This window comes from Klebsiella terrigena (genome assembly GCF_012029655.1).
Classification (GTDB): domain Bacteria; phylum Pseudomonadota; class Gammaproteobacteria; order Enterobacterales; family Enterobacteriaceae; genus Klebsiella; species Klebsiella terrigena.
This window is the reverse complement of record NZ_CP050508.1, coordinates 3,445,893-3,471,624: the sequence shown is the minus strand read 5'-3', so window position 1 is coordinate 3,471,624 and position 25,732 is coordinate 3,445,893. Positions and strand designations below refer to the sequence as shown.

Sequence of the window (25,732 nt, the reverse complement as noted above, 5' to 3'; positions counted from 1 at the left end):
TCGCGGGGCGCTATACCCGTTCGATCCTCGCCGGTAGCCCCTGACGTACCGCCGCGCCGGAGACCCAGTCCAGCCAGGTATTACTCACCCTGCGGGTCGGGTCCGCAAACCCCAGATCGTTCAGGTTCACCCCCGAGCCTACCTGCGGGCTAAACGGCAGCGGTTCGCCGTCCAGCGTATGCTGCGCCGCCCCCAGCTCCCGATGTCCGTAGCCGTGCTCGATAGCGATAACCCCCGGCATCACGCCGTGCAGCAGACTGATCCCCGCCTCTACCTCGCCGCCGGGGGTGATAATGCGCACCCTGTCGCCGTGCGCCACGCCGAAACGCTGGCCGTCGAGGGGATTCATCGCCACCAGGTTGAGCGGCTTAAGGTGGTGCAGCCGGGGGATCGTCGTCGAGGCGCTGCCCATGGTGTTCGACTTAAAGGAGATAAGCTTCAGCGGCCACTGCCTGGGCGGAAAAAGCTCATCGATAGCGCGGCCGTCGGAGAGCCTGGGCGGATACCACGTCGGGCAGCCGCTGTAGCGCTCGCCGGTAATAGCGTGACGATGGGCGGCCACCTCCGCGTTCCAGATCTGCAGCGGTTTTTCCCAGCTAGTGCCTATCTGGTTGCCGCTGCGCCCGCTTTTGTCGGGGGCGAAGCGGCCCCCGCGCGAGTAGATAAAGGCCACCCGACTCACCTCATCGGATTTCAGCGTCTGCGCCATAAGCGGCAGAATACGCTCGACGCCGGTCAGGGTGAGGTCCTCCTGGACGGCCTCGGCGACCGGGGTTTTGCCCATAAACGCGATGTTGGCGGCCATGCGCAGGTAGTAATCCTCGGCGCGATTCAGCGGGTAGCTGTTGCCCTCGGCGTCGGTAATCGCACTATCGCCGAACCCCGGCAGCGCCAGGCGCCGGGCGACCGCGATGCAAAAAGACTCCATCGAGATCGGCTGACCGTCGGCGCTACGCGCGGTCGCCGACGGAACAATGGGCCAGCGCGCGGTGCTGGCTTTGCTGGCAACCCCGGCCCACGGGGCGCTAAATCCCCAGCTTTCGAAATTATGCGTATCCGGCACGATGTAATCGGCCAGGGCGGTGGTTTCGTTCATAAAGGCATCAATGGCGATAAACAGCGGCAGGCGCTGCGGATCCTTGAGCTTCTCCTCCGCCACGGCCCGCAGGCCAGGAATGCCGTACAGCGGGTTGGTCATGTTGGAGATCCACGCCTTCAGCGGATAAGGATACCCCTCCAGCGCCGAGCTCAGCAGCTCGGTCAACTGCCCGGCAACGAACGGGTACCACGGAGCCTTCGCCGGGAAGGGCGAGATCCCGGCCGCCACCTTGTCGCGGTACTCTTCGGAGGATTCATACGCTGTTTTACTGCGCGCAATGCTCAGCCCTTTGGGCTTCACCTTGCCAGGGAAGCTCTCCAGATTGTAGCGCGGGCCGTCGGTCGCACCGTTGAAGCGGCCGCCGCCGACGAAGACCCCGCCCTGCAGGCTAAGGTTGCCAATTAGCGCGTTGAGCATCATCACCGCCCAGGCGTTGTAAAAACCGTTGCCTGCCATCATCCCGCCGTGGGTGATAACCGCCGCCCGGCGTCCGTGGCGGGTAAAGGCATCCGCCAGGGCGATGATTTTTTCCTCCGGCACGCCGCACCGCTGGCCGTATTGCGCCATCGTCAGCTTTTCGGCCGACTCTTTCAGGCAGAGGAAGCTGCTTTTCACCGTCACTTCGCGCCCGTCGGCAAGCGTGACCCGGCGGGAGACCAGCAGCTGCGCGCGCGGGCAGGTGGCGGCGGAGACCAGCTCGCCGGCCTCGTTAACGACCAGCGGCTCATCGGCGCCGCCGGCGCTCAGATGGGCGAGGGTTAAATGCTGCCCGGCCAGACCCGGGATCTCATCGGTTATCACCAGATGGCTGGCGTTGGTGGTGCTTTTTTCTCTGGCCTGGCGCATCGCCTGCGCCCCGGGCATCGCCAGGTAATCGGCGTTAAAGCGCTGGTTTTCGATTATCCAGCGGATCATCGCCATCGCCAGCGCCGAATCGCTGCCGGGGATCACCGGCAGCCAGCGGCCGCGATCGTCGGCCATCACCGTGGTCAACGGCAGCGCCGGGGCGACCACCACGTAGCGAAAGTCGCTACGCAGGCGGGCGCTGGCGAGCTGCCTCGCCTGGCGCTTAAAGGGGTTGCCGGACTGGGCGGGGGAGGTGCCTATAAACAGCGCGAACTCAACGTGCTCCCAGTCGGGTTTCACGTGCGGGTTTTTATCCAGATCGCCCATCAGCGCACCGGAGCCTGCGCGGTAGGCCAGGCCGCAGTATGAGCCGTGGGCGCCAAAGTTTTTGCTGCCAAAGCTGTTCAGCGCAAAGCGGCGCAGAAAGGTATCGCGACCGTCGTCGCTGGTATTGGTGACCAGCAGCTGGTTGCTTTTGGGGCCGAACCCGGGATGCTGCGGGTCCACCGGCGTTGTCGGGGCATGGATGGCGCGCAGGCCCTCAACGTGGCCCTCGCCAAACAGATCGCCGCCTTCCACCACCTCGTGGATCAGCTGTTCAAAACTGATGCGCTGCCATCGGCCTTCGCCGCGTTTACCTGCGCGCTTCATCGGTTGCAGAATGCGCAGCGGGCTGTAGAGCCCTTCCAGCAGCGTTGCGCCCCGCGCGCAGGCGGTGGAGCGGCCGTCGAGGCCGCTTTCGCCCGCCAGCTGCTGCATTGCGCTGGCAAAAGGAACCGCCGAATCTACGTGCTGCTCGTGCGACAGCGGATGATAGGGGTTGCCGGCAATGCGCAGCGCCTTATGGCTTTGACGATCGACGCGAACCCGCACGCCGCACTGGGTCCAGCAGCCGAAGCACTGGGTCATGGAGATGACCTGCTGCGGGTTTTGCTGCCAGCGGGGCCGCGCGTTCGCTTCAGGGATCAGCGCATTGCCAAAGATGCGGTCGCGGGTGATTTTACCGGACGTGCCGTTGAGCAAGCCGTCGAGGGCGCGCCTGGCAACCTCCCGATAGCTGAGGGCGAAGGTTGCCATACCGCCGACGGCCAGGCCGACTTTGAGCCACTGGCGACGGGTTAAATTAGCCATGTTGCACTCTCCTTGCTAGGCCGTTTACGGTTTCGCGCACAATAATCAGCAGCGCCACCCACAGGCCAAATGTGCCGAGGATCGCCAGCCAGCCGTCGGTGCCGGCGGGCAGGGTGTAGGGATTAAACCCGGCGTTGAATTTCGGAATCCTTTGTACCTGGATAAGCAGCGTCCAGCGGATCAGCCAGCACAGCGCCATCGCCACGACCGCCAGCGCCCCGCGCGCGTGCAGTGCCAGCGGACGGCGAAGCGCGAGGCCGCAGCAGGCCAGCGACGCCGCCCACAGCAGCGCCCAGCCGGCGGCGTAGCCCCTCGCCGACGGTGAGACCGCCAGCCACTGACGAATGGCGTGGCCGGAGTGCGTGTCGCCGCTGAGCCAAATGATGACCACCGCAGCCAGCGGGATCAGGGCCGCGAGCTGCCGCCGCGCCAGCCGCCGCTGCAGGTGAAAATCATCCCCCGCGGCCACCGCTGTCAGGCTGAAAAAGGCCTGCAGCGCGCTGAGGAACATCACGACGGGCAGGGCGTAGCTGAACCACACCGGGCGGGCCAGCACCACCGATACCTCGCGGCCGGTGTAGAGCAGCAGACCGACCGCCAGCAGGGCGCTGGCGAGGGCTAACCATTTTGTGACAATGTAACTTTTACGCCACAGCCGCTGCGCCAGCAGCGCGAGGAACCACAGCCCGAGAAACAGGGTAAACAGCGGTAAAAACAGGGCTCCCCACGGCATCCACGACCACGGAGTGGGCCAGGCATAAAAGTGCCAGAAGCGGGCGGTCTGATGGAGATCCGCGGTGAGCGCGAGCGGGGCGGTTATCGCGCAGGTCAGGGTAATCAGCAGCGTCAGGTATTCCAGCTTTTCGCTGCTCCCGGCGCGCCAGCGCAGCGCGCAGGCAAACAGCGCCCCGCAGGCGGCAATGCCGATAAAAAAGAAATACTGCACTGCCCACGGGAGCCAGCTCACCTCCTGCGGCTGGGTCAGAACCTCTGCAATCAGCGCTGAATGCGACATTTAAACCTCCTGCCAGAGAGCGGGCTGCGCCCGTCCCATCAATGGACTAACAAACGCCGCGTCCAGCCCCAGATAGAACACGTGGGGGGCGGTGCCGTTTTCCGGTTTCAGCACCCTGATGTCGTCGTGATGCTGGTGAAGCATCTGCGCGATGCGGCTGTGCGGATCCTTGATATCGCCGATGATGCGCGCCCCGCCCACGCAGGACTCCACGCAGGCGGGAAGCAGCCCGGCCTCAAGGCGGTGGACGCAGAAGGTACATTTATCGGCGGTTTGCGTCTCATGGTTGATAAAGCGCGCGTCGTAGGGGCAGGCCTGCACGCAGTAGGCGCAGCCGACGCAGCGGGTGTTGTCCACTACCACGATCCCGTCCTCGCGCTGAAAGGTCGCCTGCACCGGACACACCGGGACGCAGGGCGGACTATCGCAGTGGTTGCACAGGCGCGGCAGCAGCACGTTGGTCACCTCATCCGCCAGCTGCACCTGATACTGATTGACGTGGGTACGGAACTCCCCCTGCGGAGTCTGGTTTTCTATCGCGCAGCTGACGGTACAGGCCTGGCAGCCGATGCAGCGGCGCAGATCGACCAGCATCGCGTAGCGCCGCTGCGCAGACCCGCCGTGACGCTCCGGCGACAGGGGAAATTTTGCCTGCGCCAGCGGCACCAGCGAGGCGCCGGCGGTCAGAACGCCCAGCTGCTGGAGAAACTGCCGTTTACTGCTGTCCATATTTTCTCCCCTCACGCGGCAACAACGAAACATGGGTCACGCCGTTGGTTTACGTATGATGAATAAACAATGTCGATGATTTACAGTGTAAAAATCGCCGCCGGGCGGCTCTATTGTGGTTAACCACATACCCGGCGGCTTGTTGATCTAAAACAACATAATCGGCATGGATGATGGGGTGAGAGAGAAAACGGTGAGATCTCTGGCGTTACTGGGGCTGGCGTGGCTGCTGAGCGGCGCGGCGTGGGCGGGGTCATGGCAGGTGGGCGTCCTCGCGATGCGCGGAGAGGAGGCCACGCGCGGCCACTGGCTGCCGCTGGAGGCGCAGCTCAATCAGCAGCTGCCGGGTGAACGGTTTCATATTCTGCCGCTGGATTTGCCGCAGATGCAGGCGGCGGTGAGCAGCGGCAGCGTGCAGTTTGTGGTGACCAACCCCGCGCAGTTTGTGCAGCTGAACAGCCACGCGTCGCTGCGCTGGCTGGCCTCCCTGCGCTCTTCGCCCGCAGCGGGCAACGTCACCGGCAGCGCGATCCTCGTGCGCCGCGACGGCGGGATCGCCGCCGTTCATGATTTGATCGGCAAAACGGTGGGTGCAATCGACCCGCTGGCCTTCGGCGGCTACTTGCTGGGATACAAGGCGCTGAGCGATAGCGGCCTGCGCCCCGAGCGCGACCTTCGCCTGACGTTTAGCGGCTTTCCCGCCGATGCGCTGATCTATCTCCTGCGCGAGAAGGCGATCGACGCGGCGATTGTCCCGGTGTGTCTGCTGGAGAAAATGGACCACGAGGGGCTGATAAATAAAAGCGATTTCGTCGCCCTGATAAAGCGGCCGACCGCCATTCCCTGCTTAACCAGCACGCCGCTCTATCCCGACTGGTCGTTTGCCGCGCTGCCTGCGGTGAGCGATGCCCTCGCCGACAGGGTCACCCGCGCGCTGTTTAATGCGCCGCAGCAGGCGGCATTTCACTGGGGGGCCCCGGCGTCTACCGCCGAGGTTGAGGCCCTGCTGCGCGAGGTGCAACAGCATCCGCAGCAGCGGCGTCTGTGGCTGGACGTTAAAAGCTGGCTGATTCAGCATCGGCTGCTGATGGGCTCCACGGCGCTGGCGCTGCTCCTGCTGACGCTGAACTACGTCTGGGTGATGCTGCTGGTGCGCCGGCGCGGCAGGCAGCTTGAGCGTAATGGCGTCCAGCTGCGCCAGCAGGAGCAGGCGCTGGCGACGGCAAGGCAGATGAGCGTGCTGGGGGAGATGACCTCCGGTTTCGCCCATGAGCTGAACCAGCCGCTTTCGGCTATCCGCCATTACGCGCAGGGCTGCGCGATCCGTCTGCAGGCCGAGGATCGGCAGCATCCGTTACTGCCCGCGCTGGAGCATATTGACCAGCAGGCGCAGCGCGGGGCCGATACCGTGCGTAATCTGCGCCGCTGGGTCAGCCAGGCGCAGGGAAACCCCGTCCCGACGGACGAGTGGGAGAGCATCGCCGTTGGCGATGCGCTGCAGCACGTCTGGCAGCTGTTAGGCATGGCGCAGCATTTTCCCGCGCTGTCGCTGCACAACAGAGCCCGCGGCGACCTGAGGATAACCCTGCCGCCGGTTCTGCTGGAGCAGGTGCTGGCTAACCTGATCCTCAACGCCGCGCAGGCGGGCGCCACGGCGGTGTGGCTTGAGGCGACTGGCGAAGCCGGCGGCCTGCGCATCACGCTGCAGGACAACGGGGGCGGAATTGATGACGCGCTGATGCAGCAGGTTTTCCAGCCGTTTGTGACCAGCCGCCGGGAGGGCATGGGGCTGGGGCTGGTGATTTGCCAGCGGCTGGTGCGCTACTGTCAGGGAGAGATAGCGATCGTCAACCGGGCGGCGCCCGACGGGCTGGCCGGAGCGGCTGTGATACTGGATTTCACCCATCGGGAGGAGAAGCGCGACAATGGCGATAATACATCTGCTGGATGATGACGTGGCGGTGACCCGCGCCTGCGCCTTTCTGCTGGAAAGCCTCGGCTACGCGGTGCGGTGCTGGGAGCAGGGCGAAAGGTTTCTGGCCGAGGCCGATCTGTATCAGCACGGCGTGCTGCTGCTGGATATGCGCATGCCGGTGCTGGACGGCCAGCGGGTGCATGAGGCCCTGCGACGGCGCGAAAGCACCCTGGCGGTGGTGTTTCTGACCGGCCACGGCGACGTACCGATGGCCGTGGAGCAGATGAAGCGCGGGGCGGTGGATTTTTTGCAGAAGCCCGTTTCGGCTCAGGCGCTGCAAACGGGGCTGGAACACGCGCTGGCGGTCTCTTCGACGGCGATCTCCCGGCGCCAGATAGTGAACTGCTATCAGCAGCTCACGGCGAAGGAGCGCCAGCTGCTCGGGCTGGTGGTAAAGGGGCTGATCAACCGCGAGATTGCCGAAGCGATGAGCATCGCCGTGCGTACGGTTGAGGTGCATCGTGCAAGGGTCATGGAAAAGATGCAGGCCGGCAGCCTCGCGGAGCTGGTCAGCAGGGTACAGGCCGTGCCCGATACCCTGCGCGGGGAGGCCACGGGGAGATAGCCCCGGCCGATCCGGCGGCGCGCGCGCTCAACCACATTCGGCAGCGGTCGATGAATCTACGCCTGGCGCAGCTCCCGCAGGGCGGAAAGCAGGTGCTGCGTCGAAAGCTCGTTTTCACTCTCCCGCCAGGCTAATCCCAGCTCTCTCCACAGCGGCGGCTGTAAGGGGCGAATGGCGATGCGGCTATCGGCGGCTAGCTGGGTACCCGATTCAAGCGGCAGCAGCGTGGCGCCATAGCCGGCACCCACCAGACTTTTAATGGCATCGTTATAATCCAGCTTGATCCGCGGCGTGGGGCTATGGCCGGTATCGGCAAACCAGCCGTTGGTCAGCTGCGACAGGTGGGTGCCGGAGCCGTTGAGCAGCAGGGGCCTGGCAATCATCCATTCCGGGGTCACAAACTCCGGGGCCGTCCAGTCCGCGGGCAGGAACGCGACAACGGGGTCCCGCCGCCAGGCGTCAATCTTCAGGCCGCTGCTCCGCGGCTGCGGAAGCGCCACAATACCGATATCGAGCGAACCGGATTTCAGCTGCTCAAGGGTCTGCTGCGACGTCAGGATGGTGATATGCACGTCAATATGCGGATGGGACTGCGCCAGCTTTTCAAGGGCCTGGGGCAGGAGGTAAGCAATGGCGCCGGTGGAGGCGCCTAGTCGGACCTGGCCGGTGAGCCCCTGAGCCTGGCGGGATATATCGTCAAGCGCATAGGCGACGTCGGCAAGGAGCCGGCGGGCGTGGGCGACCATGTTCTCGCCAATGGCCGTCGGCCTGACTTTGCCCCGGGTGCGGGAGAGCAGCTTCGCCCCCACGCGGCCTTCGAGCTCGGAGATGTGCAGGCTGACCGTCGGCGGCGCCAGGTGCAGCTGCCGGGCGGCTTCGTTGAAGGAGCCGGTGTCGGCAATGGTGATCAGCGTGCGCAGCTGATCGAGATTGATCTCCCGCATTGGCGTACCTCAGAAAAACTGAATTTGACGTTAGGATAATGCAACTTTACCAATACTTAAACTTGGCACAACATTCATGCACTGACGTTCTAACCGGTTTAAGGAAATGACGATGACTCACGTATTTATTGATGGCGAGCAGGGCACGACGGGTTTGCAAATCCACGACCGCCTGCGCCACCGTACGGATATTAAGCTCATGACTCTGCCCCCGTCCCAGCGCAAAGACCGGCGGCTCCGGGCGGAGATGCTCAACGGATGCGATATCGCCATTCTGTGCCTGCCCGATGAGGCGGCGCGCGAGTCGGTGGCGATGCTGGAGAATCCGCAGGTGCGCGTAATCGATGCCAGCTCGGCCCATCGCACCGTCTCCGGGTGGACGTACGGTTTCCCGGAGATGAGCGCCGACCAGCCCGCACGCATCAGAGCCTCGAAGCGCGTCACCAACCCAGGCTGCTACCCAACCGGCGCTATCGGTCTGCTGCTCCCGCTGGTTAACGCCGGGCTGCTGCCCGCTGATTACCCCGTTTCCATTCACGCCGTGTCCGGCTATTCGGGCGGCGGGAAGGCGGCGATCGAGCTGTACGAGGGCGGGGAAGCGGGCTCCGGCCCTGCTTTTCAGGCGTATGGCTTAGGCCTCAGACACAAGCATGTTCCGGAGATTGCGCGCTACGCCGGGCTCTCAATGCCGCCGTTTTTCATGCCGGCTTACGGCGCCTACCGCCAGGGGATTATCCTCAGCGTGCCGCTTCAGCAGCGCCTGCTGCCTGAACATGCCGACGCGGCAGCAGTACATGCTTGCCTGACGCAGCATTATCGCCATAGCGAGCTGGTCAAGGTGCTGACGCCTGAAGTCGTCGGCGAGATTGAGCGTCTCGATCCCCAGCGGCTGAACGGTACCAACGAGATGGCGCTGGGCGTATTTTCCAATCCTGAGAGCGGGCAAATCCTGCTGACGGCGGTGTTCGATAACCTCGGCAAAGGGGCATCGGGCGCCGCGGTGCAAAACCTCGACCTGATGATCGGCGCCGCCTGACCGTCGCTGCAGCTTTTAGGGCTGCAGCCATTGACGCCTTCCCGCCACATCCTTGAGATGGCGTCGGGAGGGCTTGTCCGCCGGGATGACGTTATTTGGCTACGCTAAATCCAGATATCATTTTTTGCAGTTCGCTCTCCCCCTTCATGGCCGGTATTCACTATGCCGCGGGGTTCGATAAGCATGATTTTTGCTTCAGCTTGTGCGTAGGTTTTATGTTCGATTCCGCGCGGAACAACGTACATTTCGCCCGCATTCACCGCCACTTCGCCATCGCGGAAATAAATTGTCAAAACACCGTCGATGACAATAAACACCTCATCGGTTTCCGGATGAGCGTGCCAGACAAAGTCGCCGAGGATTTTGACGACCTTAAACTGATAATCATTCATCTCCGCAATGACTTTGGGCTGCCATTGCTCGGTGATAAGCGAAAGTTTATGTTCAATATTAATCGGTTGCTGCATTTTCAGACTCCTCATGTAAGAAGAGTCGAGCATAGTGAATCCCACAAAGGATAGATTGAACGATCGTGCAGGCTGCCTTATACGTTTTTAATGAACCGCAGCCAGCGGCCGGGAGAAACGCCAAAGTTGCCGATAAACTGGCGAGTCATATGGCTTTGATCCGAAAAACCGCAATCAACGGCAATATCCGCCAGGTTTTTGCCCGTTAACATCAGCCTTTTGCACTGTATCAGCCGACGCATCGTCACGTATCTGTAAGGGCTGGTGCCGAAGAGGGCGCGAAAGTCGCGGCTGAGGCTCCAGCGATCTTTTCCGCTGACAAAGGAGAGCTCATCCAGGGTAATGGGGGTGTCAAAACGGCAGTGGATGTACTCTCTTGCCCGCTCCGCCGCCGGATAGTCGTAAACTTTTCGTCTGGAATGCTGCCCTCCTACCGCCGCAAGCGTGTGGGCCAGATCGTAAAGCGCATCGTCTTCTTCAAGCGTTTCAAACGACTCATCCATCGCCTTGAGTAAGGGCTGAGTGGCGGCAAATAGCCGCGGGTCGGTAGAGAGTCCGTCCGCGATAAAAGGTAATGGCCTGCCGCCAAGTATCTTTTGAACCAGCGCCGGCTCGATATAGATCATGCGATAGCGGAATCCATCCTCGGTCCCCGCCTCTCCGTCGTGGATTTCATCCGGATGCAGCACCATCGTCCCCCCAGGCAGGCTATGGCGCCGGCTGCCGCGGTAGCTGAAGCTCTGCACCCCGGAGAGCGTGCGGCCGATAGCGTAGGTATCGTGCCGATGCGGCGAGTACCCATGGCCGCTAAAAAAAGCTTCAATGCGCTCTATTTTCGCCGCAGAGTGGGCCGGTTTGACCCAGTCTTTTAAGCCTTTAATGTGTGACATCAGGAAACGCCTTCGCCTGGCAAAACGGTGAGCCCATTGTGCAACAGCCTTGCGCTTGCGCAAAGCGGACTGTTCGGCAGGCGGCTGAAGATGGCTAGGCCATCCAGTCGCCGATAAGCTCCCCGTACAGCCGCTCGGCCTCCTCCAGCCGGCTGAGCAGGCAGTACTCGTCGGTCTGGTGGGCCATCGACGGCTCGCCGGGACCGAGAATAATGCACGGTGGATTACCCAGCGCGGGCAGCAGCAGGGAGGCGTCGGTAAAGTAGGGCACCACCCGCGGCGTCAGCGGCATATCGTGCAGCGGCTGGCAGCGCTGATAAACCTGGGCTATCCACGCGTGCCGCGCTTCGCTCAGCACCGCAGGCAGATCGACCAGGGTGGTAAGCGTCACGCTCTCGCCAAGCAGCGCGCTCAGCCGCTGTCGAATGACGGCGTGCTGTAAATTGGGCGCGCTGCGGATATCGACATCAAAGCACGCGCGGTCCGGCACGGAGTTAATATTGAGTCCGCCCTCAATGCGCCCGACGTTGAGCGTGGGCTGCTTCATCAGCGGATGCGGCGCGCCTGGCGAAAAATGACGAATCTTACCCAGCGCATCCGCCGCCAGATAGATGGCGTTAATCCCCAGCTCCGGCATCGCGCCGTGGGCGGTTTTGCCCCGGGTTTCAGCGCGCAGCCACAGCGCGCCTTTGTGCCCGATAACCGGGTAATTGGCGGTAGGTTCACCGACGATCAGCGCGCCAATCTCCGGCAGCGTGCCGGAGGCGATCAGCGCCCGCGCGCCGTCGCAGCCGGTCTCTTCCCCGCCGGTGATCAGCAGCACCGCGCCGCGCCCTTTGAGGATCGCCTCCCGCCGCTGGACGCAGGCGACGGCAAACGCCGCTATCGCCGCCTTCATATCGCTGGATCCTCGCCCGTAAAGCCGGCCGTTCTCAACCTGCGAGCCGAAGGGATCGAAGCGCCACTGCGCATTGCCGAGCGGCACGGTATCGAGATGGCCGGTAAAGGCCAGCGGCTTACCCGCCGTCGCCCCCGGCAGCCGGGCAATCAGGTTGCAGCGCCCTTCGCCGAACGACGACAGCGCAACCTCGAAGCCGCTATCGCGCAGCCAGTCGGCAAAAAAACGCATGCAGTCGGCTTCGTTTCCCGGCGGGTTGATGGTGTTAAAGCCCAGCAGCCGCCGGGCCAGTTCGCGGGTAGCGTTCGCCATCAGCCGCGTTCCGTCAGCCAGTCGAGGCAGTTAATCCACAGCTGGCGATAGCCGGGCCATTGCGCAAACTCCTCGGGCAGCCAGTGGGCGGACATATCGCTGGTCCACACCAGCGAACGGCCCTGCTGATATTCGCGCACCGCCAGCAGCGGATGTCCGGTCCCGGCAACCGTCGCCAGCAGCCTGCCCTCCGGGTGCATTTCCACTTCGTTATAGCCCAGCAGCCACGGCCACTCGCCGGGAATATCGTTAAACAGGGCGTGGGATTCGGTGACTTCGGCGTAGCAGCCTTCCGGGGTTTCAATACGATCGTCCCACGCCAGGCAGCGCACCGGCAGAACCTTCTCCACCGCGGTATGGCGATAGCGCGCGCCGCCGTTTATCCCCTGGAAGCTGTAGTAGCCGCCAATCATCATCAGCGAGCCGCCGGCGGCAACGTAGTCATGCAGCAGCGTCAGGCGGTTGGCGGTGCGGCGGCTTTTCAGCCAGGTGTCGGGGTGCAGCAGCAGCGTGTTGGCGCCAATGTCCGACAGGATAATCGCATCCCACGCCTGCAGCTCTTCCTGGGTCAGCGGGAACTCGGTGGCCGCCGCGTGGGCCGGCATATAGGTGATGGCATAGCTGCTGTCGGCCAGCGCGGCCAGAAAATCCGTCGCGCCGGTGTGCCAGGTGGCGGTAGCAAACTGATCGAAGCCTTTAACGTGCGTTGAGGTGCTGGTCCAGGATTCACCGACCAGTAAAACTTTCTTCTTCATTATCACTTTCCTTTTTATCCGCCAAATACCCGCTGGGGATTGCCAATCATCAGGGTTTCAAGCTGTTCGCCGCTGACGCCGTGGCGGCGCAGGCGAGGAACGAAATGCTTGAGTATGTAGCCATATCCGTGACCGCCGTAGCGGGTGAGCATGGTCTTCAGGAAGACGTCCTGCGACAGCAAAATCTGCTGGATATAGCCGTCATCAATCAGCTCCCGGATGGCGCGGGCGTTCTCCTCGTCGGAGGGCGACTGCGCCGACTCATCGGCGTAGTAGTAGCTCATGCCGATCATGTCGTATTCGAGGAACGCCCCGCGCTGCGCCAGCTCGCGCTGATAGCGCTTGTCGGCAAAACTTGGGTTCATATGGCACAGGACCGTATGGCGCAGATCGGCACCTTCCTGTTCGAGAATATCCAGCACCCGATGGCCCAGCCGCTCCCAGCCCGGCAGATGGACCTCGATCGGCACGCCGGTCGCGGCGCTTGCCCGGCCAGCCGCGCGCAGGGACTTCTCTTCATCGGCGGTGAAGCGGCTGGAGACGCCGATCTCGCCGATCAGCCCGGCGATCACCTCCGGCTTCTCCTCCGCGCCGCCGAGATCGTAAATTAGCCGCTCGGTCAGCCGTTCGACGCTGCTGCTTTTCACCCACTCGGGGTGCGACGGCTCCAGATAGAAGCCGGTGCCCATAACAATGTTCAGGCCGGTGAGGCGAGCGATGCGCGCCAGCGCCAGCGGATCGCGGCCGATGCCGATATTGGTCGGATCGACCACCGTTTCCCCGCCCAGGGCGCGATATTTGGTCAGCTCTTCAATGGCCACGTCGACGTCAAACAGCTGGCAGTTGTCGCGGCTGATGAGCGGGTTCAGCGACAGCTCGCCGAGGTTTTCCATCTTCACCGGCATTTCGGCAAGATGGCGATCGCTGCAGCAGCAGGGCGGTACCCATTTGCCGGAGGCATCCAGCAGAATATGCTCATGCATCAGCGTGACGCCCATCTCGCTGACCGGCAGCGGGCCGAGCACCGTCATCACGTAGCCGCTGCTGACGCCGACCGGCAGCGGAGTGGGGTGGCGAAAAATTGATCCTTTCATGAGCTATCCTTTCGCCGCAGATCGCGTGGGGTTAAGAATGCGGGTGTTGAGCCAGATAGCCAGCAGGATAATGGTGCCGGTGGCTATCTGGGTGTAGAACGGCGAGATATGCGACAGGATCAGCCCGTTCTGGATAACCGCAATCGACAGCGCGCCGAGCAGCGTGCCGATAATGGTGCCGAAGCCGCCAAACAGGCTGGTGCTGCCGAGGACCACGGCGGCAATCACCTGCAGCTCGAAGCCTTCCCCCTGGTTGGACGAGCCGCTGCCGAGGCGCGCGGTAATGATCATGCCGGCCAGCGCGGCGGCCATTCCGCTGATGATATACACCCGCATGGTCACCGCTTTGGTGTTAATCCCGCTGCGACGTGCGCCCTCGGCGTTGGCGCCGATCGCCGTGACGTAGCGGCCAAAGCGCATATGATTCAGCACGATATGCCCGATAACCAGGATCATAATGCCGATCAGTGCCGGCATCGGGATACCCACAACCCACGCGCGCCCGATAAAGGTAAACAGGCTGTCGGCGGGGACCGGGATCGAGTAGCCCTGGGTCACCAGCAGCGCGATGCCGCGGACCACGGCGAGGGTGGCGAGGGTGACGATAAACGCCGGAATGCCTTCATAGGCAATAAAGAAGCCGTTGATGGCGCCGACTAATCCGCCGAGCAGCAGGCCGCCGAGCAGCACAACCGGCCACGGTAAACCCCAGTTGTTGAGGGCGATGGCGGAGAGCGCGCCCACCAGCGCGAGGGTGGAACCCACCGACAGGTCGATGCCGCCGGTGGTAATCACCAGGGTCATCGCGGTTGCCACGATCAGCAGCGGGGCGCTCTGGCGAATGATATTCAGCCAGTTGGTCCCGGTAAGGAAGTTGCTGGTAATGAGTGAAAACACCACGCAGCAGAAGACGAAAAACAGCGCGATGCTGACCACGCCAGAGTGGTTATGCAGCAGGCGGCGCGGCAGCGAATGCTGGATCATGCGGGAGCTGCTTAAGTTCATGATACTCATCCTGTTACCTCAGTGTGCTGCCGCTGAGCGAGCGGTGAATTTTTCGCCCACGATAAGGTTTACGATATCGCTCAGGCTGGTGTCGGCCACCCGCCGGTCGGCGACGTTGGTGCCTTCATACATCACCATGATCCGATCGCAGACGAGGAACAGATCCTGCAGACGGTGGGTGATGAGGATGACGCTTACGCCGCGAGCCGAAACGCGACGAATAAGCTCCAGAACTGCCTCCACTTCCGCCACGGCAAGCGCGGCGGTGGGCTCATCCATAATCAGCACCTTGGGGTCAAAGGCCGCCGCGCGGGCGATGGCAATGGCCTGGCGCTGACCGCCGGAGAGGTTGCGGACCAGCAGGCGGGTATCGGGAATGGAAATCCCCAGCCCCTTGAGCATCTCCCGCGCGTCGGCGTGCATTTTGGCCTCGTCGAGGAAGGGGATGCCGAGCACCGATTTCATCGGCTCGCGGCCCATAAACAGGTTGCCCGCAACGTCAACGGTGTCGCACAGCGACAGGTCCTGATACACCATCTCGATATGGCAGCGGCGAGAGTCCGCCGGGTTAGTAAACTGGTGCTGTTCGCCGTCGATGCGGATAGTGCCGCTGGTGGGGATCACCGCCCCGGACAGCACTTTGGTCAGGGTTGATTTCCCCGCGCCGTTATCGCCCACCAGGCCCAGCACTTCGCCCGGAGCCAGCTCCAGGTTTACGCCGCGCAGGGAACGTATCGACCCGTAGGTCTTGGTGATATTGATCATCTCTACCCTTGGCGGGATAGTTTGTGGCTGCTGCATCCGATCGCTCCCATCGCTATTGCCGGGAAAATGTTTGCCGTCGTGGGTAAAAGACTCCATCCAACACGGTTTACGCCCTTGTAAACCGGTTTACCTGCGGAGTGGAGCTTTCACAAGCACAGTCAGGTCAAACGCTATTTAAGATATTTGTTCGCCAGTAAGAACATTGCAGCATCCGTGCCAGGGCAGAAAAACCACAGCAGCCCCATCACTTAACCCTATGTAACAGAAAGAATTTATTAACGGTTTATAAGTAAACCGGTTTACTAATTATAATAAAGAGATTTTAAGTTGAACGTTTTTTGCGCCAAAATTGGGCGCTTTTGCGCCATTTTGGGACGCGCTTAACAAATCTTGATCGAATCGCGGCCAATCCATTCCACCGGCAGACGGGTTTCCGCCGGGATATCCTGCTCGTTATTCAGCAGGCGCAGCATGATGCTCACCGCGGTGCGGCCCAGCTCCCGCGCGGGCTGGCGGATGGTGGAGATGCGCGGCTGGGTAAAATCGGCATAGTTAGCGTCATCGAAGCCGACCAGCGACAGCGCCTCCGGCGCCTGTAGTCCGCAGGCGCGCAGCCCGTCGAGCAGACCAAGCACCAGATAGTCGCTGGCGGCAAAGACGGCGGTGGGGCGCAGCGGCTGGCTGAACAGGCGCTTAAGCGCCTGCTGGCCGAACTCGCGCTGGTAGTCGCCGTACATGACCCACTCGGGGGGCCAGCTGAGGCCGGCCTGCTCCATGGCGGTGCAGAATCCCTGGTAGCGTTCACGCACGCTCATCAGCTTGTCCGGCCCGCCGACGAAGGCGATACGGCGATGCCCGGCGGCGATCAGCTTTTCCGTGGCAATTCGCCCGCCCTGGACGTTATCGGCAAAGACCTTCGGCACCTTGCTGCCGGGAATATCCTCATCCAGCAAAACGATGCGCTCGTGACGCTGAACCTCTTTACGCAGCAGGCCGTTATCGGGGCGGTTGGTGGTGAACAGCAGGCCGTCGACCTGGCAGGTATCCAGCCAGCGAATGAACTGGCACTCTTTTTCCGGGTTGTTGCGGGTGATGCACAGCACCAGGCTGTAGCCGCTGGCCGAAGCGGCCTCCTCGGCGGCGTCGGCCAGTTCGGCGAAGAAGGGGTTGGTGATATCGGGGAGGACCAGACCGAGGGTTTCGCTGCCCCCTTTGCTAAGGCGGCGTGCCAGGCTGTTTCCGCGATAGTCCAGCTCGCGGATCGCCGTTTCAATGCGGTCGATAGTTTCCTGCGGCAGCACGATATTGTTGTTCATATAGCGAGATAAGGTGGCCTTCGACAGTCCCGCCAGCTTTGCCACATCGGATAACAATACGCGTTTTATACTCATTTCCTGCGCCATTTCTGCCAGAGTCGGCTATCTGTAACATAGTTAAGCGCGGTCAATACAGCAATTTTTCCGCCCACGGCGGCGCTAAATAAAGACTTGACAAAATTTAATCGGCGGAGAATTGTATAAGAAGTTTACCGCATCATCCGGGAAGTCATTCCCAAACCCGCTTAAAACATTCCAGTAGCGCACCGAAACGGACCGGTTGCCGGAATGCATCAAGCAGGTATTAGCCAAACGATCTGCGATCGTGCTGGCCAGATACGATATTTGCCCGCCAAAAAAATACTCCTTCTGCGTTCGCATCGCGGCGCGGAACTCTGCTGGCTATCAATTATTCCCGACGAGGATACTGATGATGTTATTTAACACCGGAAAACTGCGTTTTATTGCTGTTGCAACGTCTCTGCTGGCATCGGTTAGCTTTATTTCTTGCGCCAGTGCCGCCAATCCAACCTATGCGTTAGTGCAAATCAATCAGCAGGCGCTGTTTTTTAATCTGATGAATAAAGGCGCGCAGGATGCGGCCACGGCGAGCGGCAAGGATTTAGTTATTTTCAACTCCAACGATAATCCCGTCGCGCAGAATGATGCGATTGAAAACTATATTCAGCAAGGCGTTAAAGGCATCCTGGTTGCCGCCATCGACGTCAACGGAATTATGCCAGCGGTAAAAGAGGCCGCCGCCGCTAACATTCCGGTGATTGCTATTGATGCGGTATTACCGGCGGGGCCTCAGGCGGCCCAGGTCGGCGTGGATAATATCGAAGGGGGACGCATTATTGGTAAATACTTCGTTGACTACGTGCAGAAAGAGATGGGCGGTCAGGCGCGGCTGGGGATCGTCGGCGCCCTGAACTCGGCGATTCAGAACCAGCGGCAGAAGGGCTTTGAGGAGACGCTGAAAAGTAACCCGAAAATTACCATCGCCAACGTTGTTGACGGCCAGAACGTGCAGGATAAAGCGATGACCGCGGCGGAGAACCTGATTACCGGCAACCCGGATCTGACGGCGATTTACGCCACCGGCGAACCCGCGCTGCTCGGCGCTATTGCCGCGGTGGAAAACCAGGGGCGGCAGAAGGATATTAAGGTCTTCGGCTGGGATCTGACGGCGAAGGCGATTTCGGGCATCGACGGCGGCTACGTTACCGCCGTGCTGCAGCAGGATCCTGAGCAGATGGGGGCCCAGGCGCTGAAGGCGCTGAACACGATTACTTCGGGTAAAACCGTGCCGAAAACCATTCTGGTTCCGGCTACGGTGGTGACCAAAGCGAACGTGGATTCCTACCGCTCGCTGTTTAAGTAATCTTCAGGCATCGTCCGCCGCGAGCAGGGCGGCGAGCTCGCGGCCGTCGGGAAAGGCGCTGAACGTACCCCGACGGCTCACGGTGATGGCGGCCGCGCGGCTGGCATGAGCCAGCGCCAGAGCGTCGGGCGCCACGCCACGCCGCAGCGCGGATGCCAGCATAACGGCGAGAAAGGTGTCGCCCGCGCCGGTGGTATCAAGCGCCTCGGCGGCGGCGGCGGGAGAGAACCGGCGCTGGCCATCGCGAACCAGCCAGGCACCGGCGGCGCCCTGGGTAATGACGAGGGTGGGTACGCCGTAGGGCTGTAGCTGCTCCGCTTCCGACTCATTCACGACCGCGATATCGATGAGCGGCCACAGGAGGGAGAAATCAGGATTGACCGGCGAAGGGTTAAATACCGTGGTCATCCCGCGCGCTTTGGCGAACTGGAACAGGGCCCGGGTCTTTTCCAGCGAGAAATTACCCTGCTGCAGCACAATATCGCCCGCAGCGCCCTCTGCCAGATGCGGCAGAATATCATCGAGGCTAAAAGTATCGGCGGCGGCGGTAGTGGTAATAATGGCATTATCGCCATCGGCGCTATTTAAGATAATCGAGGTGTCGCTATGTTGGTTGAAATTTTCGACGGGTAGCAGCGTCAATGGTTCATTTATTAGCTGCTGGCGTATCCAGGCTCCGTTGCTGTCATTTCCCGTGGCCGCAATTAAGCGCGTATCTATACCGCAGCGGGATAATATAATCGCCTGATTCGCGCCTTTTCCGCCGAGATCCTGCGAAACTTTAATGCCATGAATCGAGGTACCTTTTTTCGGTATATCCGAAATAGACCAGGTTTCATCTACGGTAATATTACCGATAACGTAAACACGCATAGTGTTCCCTTAACAGGATGGATAACATGACTTCTATATCAGCAGAAAAACCTAACGCAATACAAGATATTTTTTCTCGTCGCAAAGTGGTCATCGGTGTCATTCACTGTGACCCCTTTCCAGGTACGCCTAAATATCGTGGTAAATCAGTGAGCGCTATTATTGAAAGAGCGCTTCGGGATGCCGAAAATTATATTGCGGGAGGCGTTCACGGCCTGATTGTTGAAAACCACGGCGATATTCCCTTTGCCAAACCAGAGGATATTGGCCCTGAAACATCGGCGCTGATGGCGGTCATTACCGAGAAAGTTCGCGAGCGTTTCGGCGTGCCGCTGGGGATTAACGTGCTGGCCAACGCTGCGATTCCCGCGCTGGCGACCGCGCTGGCCGGCGGGGCCGATTTCGTCCGCGTAAACCAGTGGGCCAACGCCTATATCGCCAACGAGGGGTTTATTGAAGGGGCGGCGGCGAAGGCCCTGCGCTATCGCAGCCAGCTGCGCGCGGAGCATATTCGCGTCTTTGCCGACAGCCACGTCAAGCACGGCAGTCACGCCATTGTCGCCGACCGTTCGATTCAGGAGCTGACCCGCGACGTGGACTTCTTCGAGGCCGACGCGGTGATCGCCACCGGCCAGCGCACCGGCGATAGCGCCACCATGGAGGAGATCGATGAGATCCGCGCCGCCACCGAGCTGCCGCTGCTGGTGGGTTCCGGCGTGACGCCGGCCAACGTCTGCCAGATCCTCGGGCGCACGCAGGGGGTGATCGTCGCCAGCACCATGAAGGTGGACGGCGTCTGGTGGAACGATGTCGATCTGGCGCGGGTGAAGCACTTTATGTCGGTTGCTCAGGCCGTGCTGGAGGAGGCGTAATGGAGGACTTTAGCGAGCGCCTGCTGCGTGAACATCAGCCGGTCTGGCAGGCGATGCAGCAGCACCGCTTTGTGGTCGATATCGAGCAGGACAGCCTGCCGGAGGCGGTTTTTAACCGCTATCTGGTCTTTGAGGGCAACTTTGTCGCCACGGCGATTGCCATTTTTGCCCTCGGCGTCAGCAAGGCGCCGGATATTCGCCAGCAGCGCTGGCTGATCGGCGTCCTCAACGCGCTGGTGGACACCCAGATCGCCTGGTTTGAACAGGTGCTGGCCGAGCGCCGGGTTAATCCTGCCGACTATCCGGACGACCGCCCCGGCGTGCGTCGCTTTCGCGACGGCATGCTGCGCATCGCCCGGGAGGGGAGCTATGAACAGATTATTACCCTGATGTTCGGCGCGGAGTGGATGTACTACTGCTGGTGCCGGCGGGTGAGCGAGGGCCGCCAGAGCGACGCGGATCTGCGGCGCTGGGTCGAGATGCATGCGGAGGAGGCGTTCTACCGCCAGGCCTGCTGGCTGAAGGAGGAGCTGGACCGTTGCGCAATGGCGCTTAATGAGAGCGAAAAGCAGGCGCTGTCGGCGCTGTACGGCGAGGTGCTGCAGTGGGAGATTGATTTCCATACCGCGGCGTACGAGGCGTAGCCGCAGCGATAAACACGGGGCGACCTGAAACGGCGCCCCTGCCGCCTGGCGTTAAAGAGGGTATCCGGCGCATCGTGGGCAGAGGGGACAGCCGATTCCCCTGCGCTGCACGATGCGCCGCTTGCATGCGTGCGTCAGGGGAGCAGACGGACGCCGCGTCGCGCGCCGCCTTCGAAGGCTGGCGGCCTAACGACGGGTGATATGCTTGACGTTGTATTTGTTGGTGTTCTGGTAGATATCGGATAAATCGACGCAGATATTATTCTGCGTATAGCTGAGCGACTGGACCCGCAGCAGGAGGCTGTTTGCCGGTACCTGCAGGAACTCCGCCTGTTCCCGGGTGGCGAGAACCGGGGAATAGCTGCGGTGGCTCTCCAGAATGGAAATATTGCACTCCTTCTTGAAATAGTTAAATTTCGATCTTTCCAGATTGCCGATGCTCAGCCATGGAAAAACCGCCACCGGGATATAGCTGTTTTCAATCAAAATGGGCACGTCGTCGATAAGGCGAATGCGCCTGACGTAATAGACCTTCTCCCCCGGCTCAATTTTTAGCTGCTGGGCGATCGCCAACGGGGCGTCGATCATGGTGAATTCAATCACCTTATTGCGGTAATTGGTCACGCCGACGACATGCATCTGGTAATTAAACCCATCAAGTTCGCCGCCGTGGTAGTTGCTCTTGCGCGCCACGTACGAGCCGCTGCCGTGCCGTTTGACGATCAGCTTTTCCTCTTCAAGCAGCGTCAGCGCCTTGCGGATAGTCATCACCGACGCCTGCAGTTCCTCAGCCAGCGTCTTCTCGCTGGGTAGCGCATCCCCGATTTCGTACTCATCGCTGTTGATGCGATTTCTTAGCTCACCTGCAATTGATTTATATATCACTTATAGATGTCTCAGGTTGATGAGTGACTTTGCGAGATATCAAGTAATTCATTGATTAGTATCTAAATAAATTAACGCATGAAAGCTGGTGGCACAAAGTCATCTAAAAATAAGGTTTTACATATATATCTATTCCACCCAAAGGTATATGACTTCTATCACAAATGATGGTTTTGCCGATCTGATTTATTTCGGCCTCGACATAAGCTGAGTTCCATGTTCCGCGGCGCTGGCAGGCGTCGGATGGTAAAGGGGTCGACAATGGTTGGGGTTAAAAAATTACAGGACTTTTCGAAGGCGATGATTGGGCCAGTTTTATATCTGCCGGTCGTTGGCCTTTTGATTGCATTACTCAGCATCACTACCAATAAATTATGGGTGGCCGAAAGCAGCACGCTTTATCTACTGGGTAAATATGTTTCCAGTATGCTTTGGGCAATCATGAATAACCTCGGCTTTTTCTTTTGCCTCGGGCTGGCCAGCGGGCTGGCAAAAAGCCGCAAAGCGGAAGCGGCTTTCGTGGCGGCCATGACCTGGTTTATGTATCTGGCGGCGAATAACAGCTGGCTAACCCTCACGCAACGGCTGGCCGAAGGCAGCAGCAATGCGCAGCTATACGGCAGCGGCCAAACCTTTATTTTTGGCTTCCAGGTTATTGATATGGGGGTGTTTCTCGGCATCATTCTCGGCTGCGTCGTGGCGTTTATCCATAACCGCTTCGTGGCGATAGAGTTTCAGGGCGCGTTCTCCATCTACGGCAACAGCAAGCTGGTGCTGATCGTCATGATCCCGCTGGTGGGCCTGTTTGCCATCGGCACCGTCTATATCTGGCCGATTGTTGAGCATGGCATATCGGCGCTCACCGGCGTGATGAAAACCTTCGGTGCGGCGGGCGTGTTTCTGTACGGCTTTCTTAACCGCTTTCTTATTCCAACAGGCTTACATCACCTGATCTGGTCGCCCTTTGTGTTTACCTCCATCGGCGGGCAGCTGCTGATAGACGGCCAAACGGTCGTCGGGGCGAAGCCCATTTTTCTCGCCGAAATTGCCAGTAATACCGGCGGCGCCTTAAGCGATTCGGCGCGTTTTTTAACCTACGGGATGGTGAAAATATTCGGTACGGCGGGAATGGCCCTGGCATTTTATAAAACCGCGAGGCCGGAAAATAAGCAGAAATTAAAAATCACCCTTATTCCGCTGATCGTCACCTCGTTTCTGGTCGGCATCACTGAGCCCTTTGAGTTCCTGTTTATCTTTACCGCACCGCTGCTCTGGCTGGTCTATTCGCTGCTGGATGGCTTTTTCCAGATGCTGGCCTGGCTCCTTAACGTCCGGGTCTGTGCAACCAACGGCATTATCGATTTCATTGTTTATAACATCCCGGCAGGGGCGCATCTGACGCGCTGGCCCATCTTTGTGGTTCTGGGCCTGATGGAAACCGCGACCATGTACTTCGTCGGTAAATTCCTGATCACCCGCCTTCGGCTAAATACGCCGGGCCGGGAGCAGGGCGAGCCCGGCGCTGAAAAAAAGGCGAGCGCCGGTCCGGCGGGTCAGGCATCGGGTGAACAGGTGGTCCTCGGGCTTGGCGGCAAAGGGAACGTCTGCTCTGTCGATAACTGCTTTACACGACTGCGGGTTGACGTGCGGGACCCCGCTTTGATTCAGGAGAGCCTTCTGAAGAGCAGCGGCGGCGCCAGCGTCATTATCAACGGTCATCACGTTCAGGTTATCTACGGCGTAGGGGTGAATAAAGTCCGCAGTGCCGTAAATAGCTATTTAGATATTCATGAATAAAGAGGTGGAAAATGAAAGATAAATTTGTTGTCACTATTGCCGGCGGTGGCAGTACCTATACTCCGGGGATTGTTATGATGCTGCTGGAAAATATGGACCGCTTCCCCCTGAGCGAGATCCGGCTGTATGACAATAACCCCGAGCGTCAGCGCGTTATCGGCGAAGCCTGTACCATTCTGGTGGCGGAGCGCTATCCGCAGGTTGCGTTCAGCTTCACAACCGATCCGCAGGAGGCGTTTACCGGCGTTGATTTCGTGATGGCCCATATTCGCGTTGGCCTGTATGAGATGCGGGAAAAGGACGAAAAAATCCCGCTTAAGTACGGCGTTATCGGCCAGGAAACCTGCGGGCCGGGGGGCATTGCCTACGGTATGCGCTCCATCGCCGGCGTGCTTGAGCTGGTGGATTATATGGAGACCTACTCGCCGGGGGCGTGGATGCTTAACTATTCCAACCCGGCGGCTATCGTTGCCGAGGCGACCCGTCGATTACGCCCCACGGCGAAGATTATCAATATTTGCGACATGCCGGTCGCCATTGAAGGATTGTTTGCCGACATCCTCGGGCTCTCGTCGCGTAAAGAGATGAACGTCAGGTATTTTGGCCTGAATCATTTCGGCTGGTGGACCAGTATTACGGATAAAGCCGGTAATGATTTAATGCCCGCCCTGAAGCACCACGTTGCCGAGCTGGGGTACTGCAGCCCGAAAGAGGATTTTCAGCATAAAGCGCCGAGCTGGATTGAAACCTTCAAAAAGGTGAAAGACGTCTTCGCCCTCGATCCCGATACGCTGCCGAATACCTACCTGAAATACTACTTCTACGCCGATTACGAGGTTGCCCACTCCGACCCTAATTTTACCCGCGCCAATGAGGTCATGGCGGGAAGAGAGAAGGAGGTGTTCGATATGGCCAGAGAGATAGTCGTGCGCCAGAGCGCCAGCGAGGCCCATTTCCACGCCGGGGCGCACGCGACCTTTATCGTCGACCTCGCCTGCGCCATCGCGTTTAATACCCAGGAGCGGATGCTGCTGATCGTGGAAAATAACGGCGCTATCGCTAATTTTGATGATACGGCGATGGTTGAGGTCCCTTGCCTGGTGGGAATTAACGGTCCGGAGCCGCTGGCGATGGGAAAAATTCCGCTTTTCCAGAAGGGGATGATGGAGCAGCAGGTGGCGGTGGAGAAGCTGGTTGTTGATGCCTGGGTTGAGGGCAGCTATCAGAAGCTCTGGCAGGCCATCACCTTGTCTAAGACGGTGCCGAGCGCCTCGGTGGCTAAAGCTATTCTCGATGACTTAATTGCTGCTAACCGCAGCTACTGGCCGGTGCTGAAGTAAACCTCTGCCTGCCGTCGCTATGCCCGATGAACCCTGTCGGGCATAGACGGGAGCAGGGTGCCAAACGTTGTGCACCTTGCTCATCCGGGGCGCCGCGTTGGCGCCCGTCGGATTACCTGAACGGAGAGCTCAGGGGCACTTCTGCATCAGGTTGGTGAGTTATCCGGTTGCGCAGATCGCGACGGATCATCTCAATTGCCCAGAACCAAAATATATGTCCGACCAGTTCAGAGATATATTCCCCGGCGGGTATATTGAGCAAGGAGGGCGTCAGGCCCAGCAGCGGGAATGAAATCCAGTGAACGGCAATAGTGGCGATAATCCCTGCCCATGCCCCCTGCCATAATTTGACTTTAGGAAATACCTCAGCGACCACGCAATACCCAATGGCGAACACCAGAGAGAAAATAATATGCGTTACCATCACCGGGTTAATAATGTGTTCTGAAAAGGTGTAGACCGTCTGAGTCGGATCGATGCCAAGGTAATCACGTAAGAAAATATATGGCGGGTTAAACTCATCCCGGCCACCGGAGAATGTTCTCGGCGGTAAAGGAACCTCGGCTCCCCATTTGACAAACGCCGACATTACCCCCGCAATAATACCCACGAAGAGCGCCACGCCATAACGACGCCTGCCGGGCTCTGTTTGCACAAAAAAATCCTTAACTGCCATTTCTACCACCCTGTAATTACATAAGTTTACGTTCACTCATACTCATAAATAAGTAGTTTTGATTCTTTGATCTCGATCACACTAAGTCCATAGAGTCGAACTTGTACTCTTCATGAAATGAGAGTAAAGAAACACCATTTATAGTCGTTGACAAACCCCATATTGAGGCGGTTATAAACGCTTTTATCGCGTTCGTTCTCCCTCAGGAGAGCGCCCATCATGCCCGGTCACGGCGTCTGACCGGGGCTATTTTCACGTGCGCTAAAAACGCGATGGCTACCGTTTAATAAACTTAACCGACTTCCCCGATTCCCTTTTAAATAGCGTCCCGGGGCCGTGATTTTTATTTCAGCAGCCGTGGAGCATCATCGCCTGCCTATTTTTATCGCCGTTTAAGAGAAAAACAGGTTGCCGAAACG

At 59.9% G+C, this 25,732-nt stretch carries 23 protein-coding genes; 8 read left to right on the top strand and 15 right to left on the bottom strand.

What is annotated here, in order from left to right; translation table 11 throughout:
• Positions 1-10: 10 nt before the first annotated feature.
• The 3 genes from ttrA to ttrB are packed head-to-tail and all read right to left on the bottom strand — an operon-like array spanning position 11 to position 4,820.
• The gene (ttrA, locus tag HCK03_RS16315; protein WP_167691906.1) at positions 11-3,076 is read right to left on the bottom strand and encodes a tetrathionate reductase subunit TtrA; all 3,066 of its coding nucleotides are present in this window, start codon (positions 3,074-3,076) and stop codon (positions 11-13) included.
• The gene (ttrC, locus tag HCK03_RS16310) at positions 3,069-4,091 is read right to left on the bottom strand and encodes a tetrathionate reductase subunit TtrC (protein WP_167691905.1); all 1,023 of its coding nucleotides are present in this window, start codon (positions 4,089-4,091) and stop codon (positions 3,069-3,071) included. Before ttrC ends, ttrA begins: the two co-directional genes overlap by 8 nt.
• Complete coding sequence (gene ttrB, locus HCK03_RS16305) at positions 4,092-4,820, bottom strand: tetrathionate reductase subunit TtrB (RefSeq protein ID WP_143716914.1); 729 nt, start codon at positions 4,818-4,820, stop codon at positions 4,092-4,094.
• A gap of 178 nt (positions 4,821-4,998) precedes the next feature.
• Here ttrB and ttrS point away from each other — a divergent pair, with 178 nt between their 5' ends.
• Complete coding sequence (gene ttrS, locus HCK03_RS16300; protein ID WP_167691904.1) at positions 4,999-6,771, top strand: tetrathionate respiration histidine kinase TtrS; 1,773 nt, start codon at positions 4,999-5,001, stop codon at positions 6,769-6,771.
• Entirely contained in the window at positions 6,746-7,360 is a 615-nt protein-coding gene (gene ttrR / locus HCK03_RS16295) for a tetrathionate respiration response regulator TtrR (protein WP_041147584.1), read from the top strand. Before ttrS ends, ttrR begins: the two co-directional genes overlap by 26 nt.
• A 56-nt stretch (positions 7,361-7,416) precedes the next feature.
• On the opposite strand, the gene HCK03_RS16290 is transcribed toward ttrR, so the two are convergent.
• Positions 7,417-8,304: a LysR family transcriptional regulator gene (locus tag HCK03_RS16290; RefSeq protein WP_041145062.1), complete on the bottom strand. Its 888-nt coding sequence runs from the start codon at positions 8,302-8,304 to the stop codon at positions 7,417-7,419.
• Positions 8,305-8,416: 112 nt separating this feature from the next.
• On the opposite strand from HCK03_RS16290, the gene argC reads away from it, so the two are divergent.
• Positions 8,417-9,340, top strand: coding sequence for an N-acetyl-gamma-glutamyl-phosphate reductase (argC, locus tag HCK03_RS16285; protein ID WP_228283747.1), 924 nt, complete (start codon positions 8,417-8,419; stop codon positions 9,338-9,340).
• Between the two features lie 104 nt (positions 9,341-9,444).
• Here argC and HCK03_RS16280 read toward each other — a convergent pair whose 3' ends face one another.
• From HCK03_RS16280 to HCK03_RS16245, 8 genes are all read right to left on the bottom strand, one after another.
• A complete protein-coding gene (locus HCK03_RS16280; RefSeq protein WP_167691902.1) occupies positions 9,445-9,807 on the bottom strand; it encodes a cupin domain-containing protein in 363 nt (120 codons plus the stop codon).
• 77 nt (positions 9,808-9,884) lie between these two features.
• On the bottom strand, positions 9,885-10,697 hold the full coding sequence (locus HCK03_RS16275; RefSeq protein ID WP_041145065.1) for an AraC family transcriptional regulator: 813 nt from the start codon (positions 10,695-10,697) through the stop codon (positions 9,885-9,887).
• Between the two features lie 94 nt (positions 10,698-10,791).
• Positions 10,792-11,907 (bottom strand): M20 family metallopeptidase, encoded by a 1,116-nt coding sequence (locus tag HCK03_RS16270; RefSeq protein ID WP_135184876.1) that lies wholly within the window; start codon positions 11,905-11,907, stop codon positions 10,792-10,794.
• Complete coding sequence (locus tag HCK03_RS16265; RefSeq protein ID WP_041145067.1) at positions 11,907-12,662, bottom strand: glutamine amidotransferase; 756 nt, start codon at positions 12,660-12,662, stop codon at positions 11,907-11,909. Before HCK03_RS16265 ends, HCK03_RS16270 begins: the two co-directional genes overlap by 1 nt.
• 14 nt (positions 12,663-12,676) lie before the next feature.
• Complete coding sequence (locus HCK03_RS16260; protein ID WP_041145068.1) at positions 12,677-13,756, bottom strand: phosphotriesterase family protein; 1,080 nt, start codon at positions 13,754-13,756, stop codon at positions 12,677-12,679.
• A 3-nt stretch (positions 13,757-13,759) separates the two neighbouring features.
• On the bottom strand, positions 13,760-14,761 hold the full coding sequence (locus tag HCK03_RS16255; protein WP_166793722.1) for an ABC transporter permease: 1,002 nt from the start codon (positions 14,759-14,761) through the stop codon (positions 13,760-13,762).
• Between the two features lie 18 nt (positions 14,762-14,779).
• Positions 14,780-15,526, bottom strand: a complete 747-nt coding sequence (locus tag HCK03_RS16250; RefSeq protein ID WP_161795676.1) for an ATP-binding cassette domain-containing protein — start codon at positions 15,524-15,526, stop codon at positions 14,780-14,782.
• Positions 15,527-15,906: 380 nt separating this feature from the next.
• Entirely contained in the window at positions 15,907-16,929 is a 1,023-nt protein-coding gene (locus HCK03_RS16245) for a LacI family DNA-binding transcriptional regulator (RefSeq protein WP_041145070.1), read from the bottom strand.
• A gap of 343 nt (positions 16,930-17,272) precedes the next feature.
• Here HCK03_RS16245 and HCK03_RS16240 point away from each other — a divergent pair, with 343 nt between their 5' ends.
• Positions 17,273-18,226, top strand: a complete 954-nt coding sequence (locus HCK03_RS16240) for an ABC transporter substrate-binding protein (protein ID WP_041145071.1) — start codon at positions 17,273-17,275, stop codon at positions 18,224-18,226.
• Positions 18,227-18,229: 3 nt separating this feature from the next.
• Here the strand turns inward: HCK03_RS16240 and HCK03_RS16235 are convergent, their stop codons facing one another.
• A complete protein-coding gene (locus HCK03_RS16235) occupies positions 18,230-19,099 on the bottom strand; it encodes a PfkB family carbohydrate kinase (RefSeq protein ID WP_041145072.1) in 870 nt (289 codons plus the stop codon).
• Positions 19,100-19,125: 26 nt separating this feature from the next.
• On the opposite strand from HCK03_RS16235, the gene HCK03_RS16230 reads away from it, so the two are divergent.
• Both HCK03_RS16230 and HCK03_RS16225 read left to right on the top strand, forming a co-directional pair.
• Entirely contained in the window at positions 19,126-19,971 is an 846-nt protein-coding gene (locus HCK03_RS16230; protein WP_041145073.1) for a BtpA/SgcQ family protein, read from the top strand.
• On the top strand, positions 19,971-20,615 hold the full coding sequence (locus tag HCK03_RS16225; protein ID WP_041145074.1) for a TenA family protein: 645 nt from the start codon (positions 19,971-19,973) through the stop codon (positions 20,613-20,615). Before HCK03_RS16230 ends, HCK03_RS16225 begins: the two co-directional genes overlap by 1 nt.
• 186 nt (positions 20,616-20,801) lie before the next feature.
• On the opposite strand, the gene HCK03_RS16220 is transcribed toward HCK03_RS16225, so the two are convergent.
• The gene (locus HCK03_RS16220) at positions 20,802-21,500 is read right to left on the bottom strand and encodes a GntR family transcriptional regulator (RefSeq protein ID WP_167691901.1); all 699 of its coding nucleotides are present in this window, start codon (positions 21,498-21,500) and stop codon (positions 20,802-20,804) included.
• 261 nt (positions 21,501-21,761) lie between these two features.
• Between HCK03_RS16220 and HCK03_RS16215 the strand changes: the two genes are divergently transcribed.
• Together HCK03_RS16215 and HCK03_RS16210 are read left to right on the top strand one after the other, a co-directional pair.
• Positions 21,762-23,297: a PTS transporter subunit EIIC gene (locus tag HCK03_RS16215; protein ID WP_123551277.1), complete on the top strand. Its 1,536-nt coding sequence runs from the start codon at positions 21,762-21,764 to the stop codon at positions 23,295-23,297.
• 11 nt (positions 23,298-23,308) lie between these two features.
• Entirely contained in the window at positions 23,309-24,637 is a 1,329-nt protein-coding gene (locus tag HCK03_RS16210; protein ID WP_167691900.1) for a 6-phospho-alpha-glucosidase, read from the top strand.
• A gap of 112 nt (positions 24,638-24,749) precedes the next feature.
• Here the strand turns inward: HCK03_RS16210 and HCK03_RS16205 are convergent, their stop codons facing one another.
• Positions 24,750-25,313: a YagU family protein gene (locus HCK03_RS16205; protein ID WP_041145078.1), complete on the bottom strand. Its 564-nt coding sequence runs from the start codon at positions 25,311-25,313 to the stop codon at positions 24,750-24,752.
• Positions 25,314-25,732: the final 419 nt, after the last annotated feature.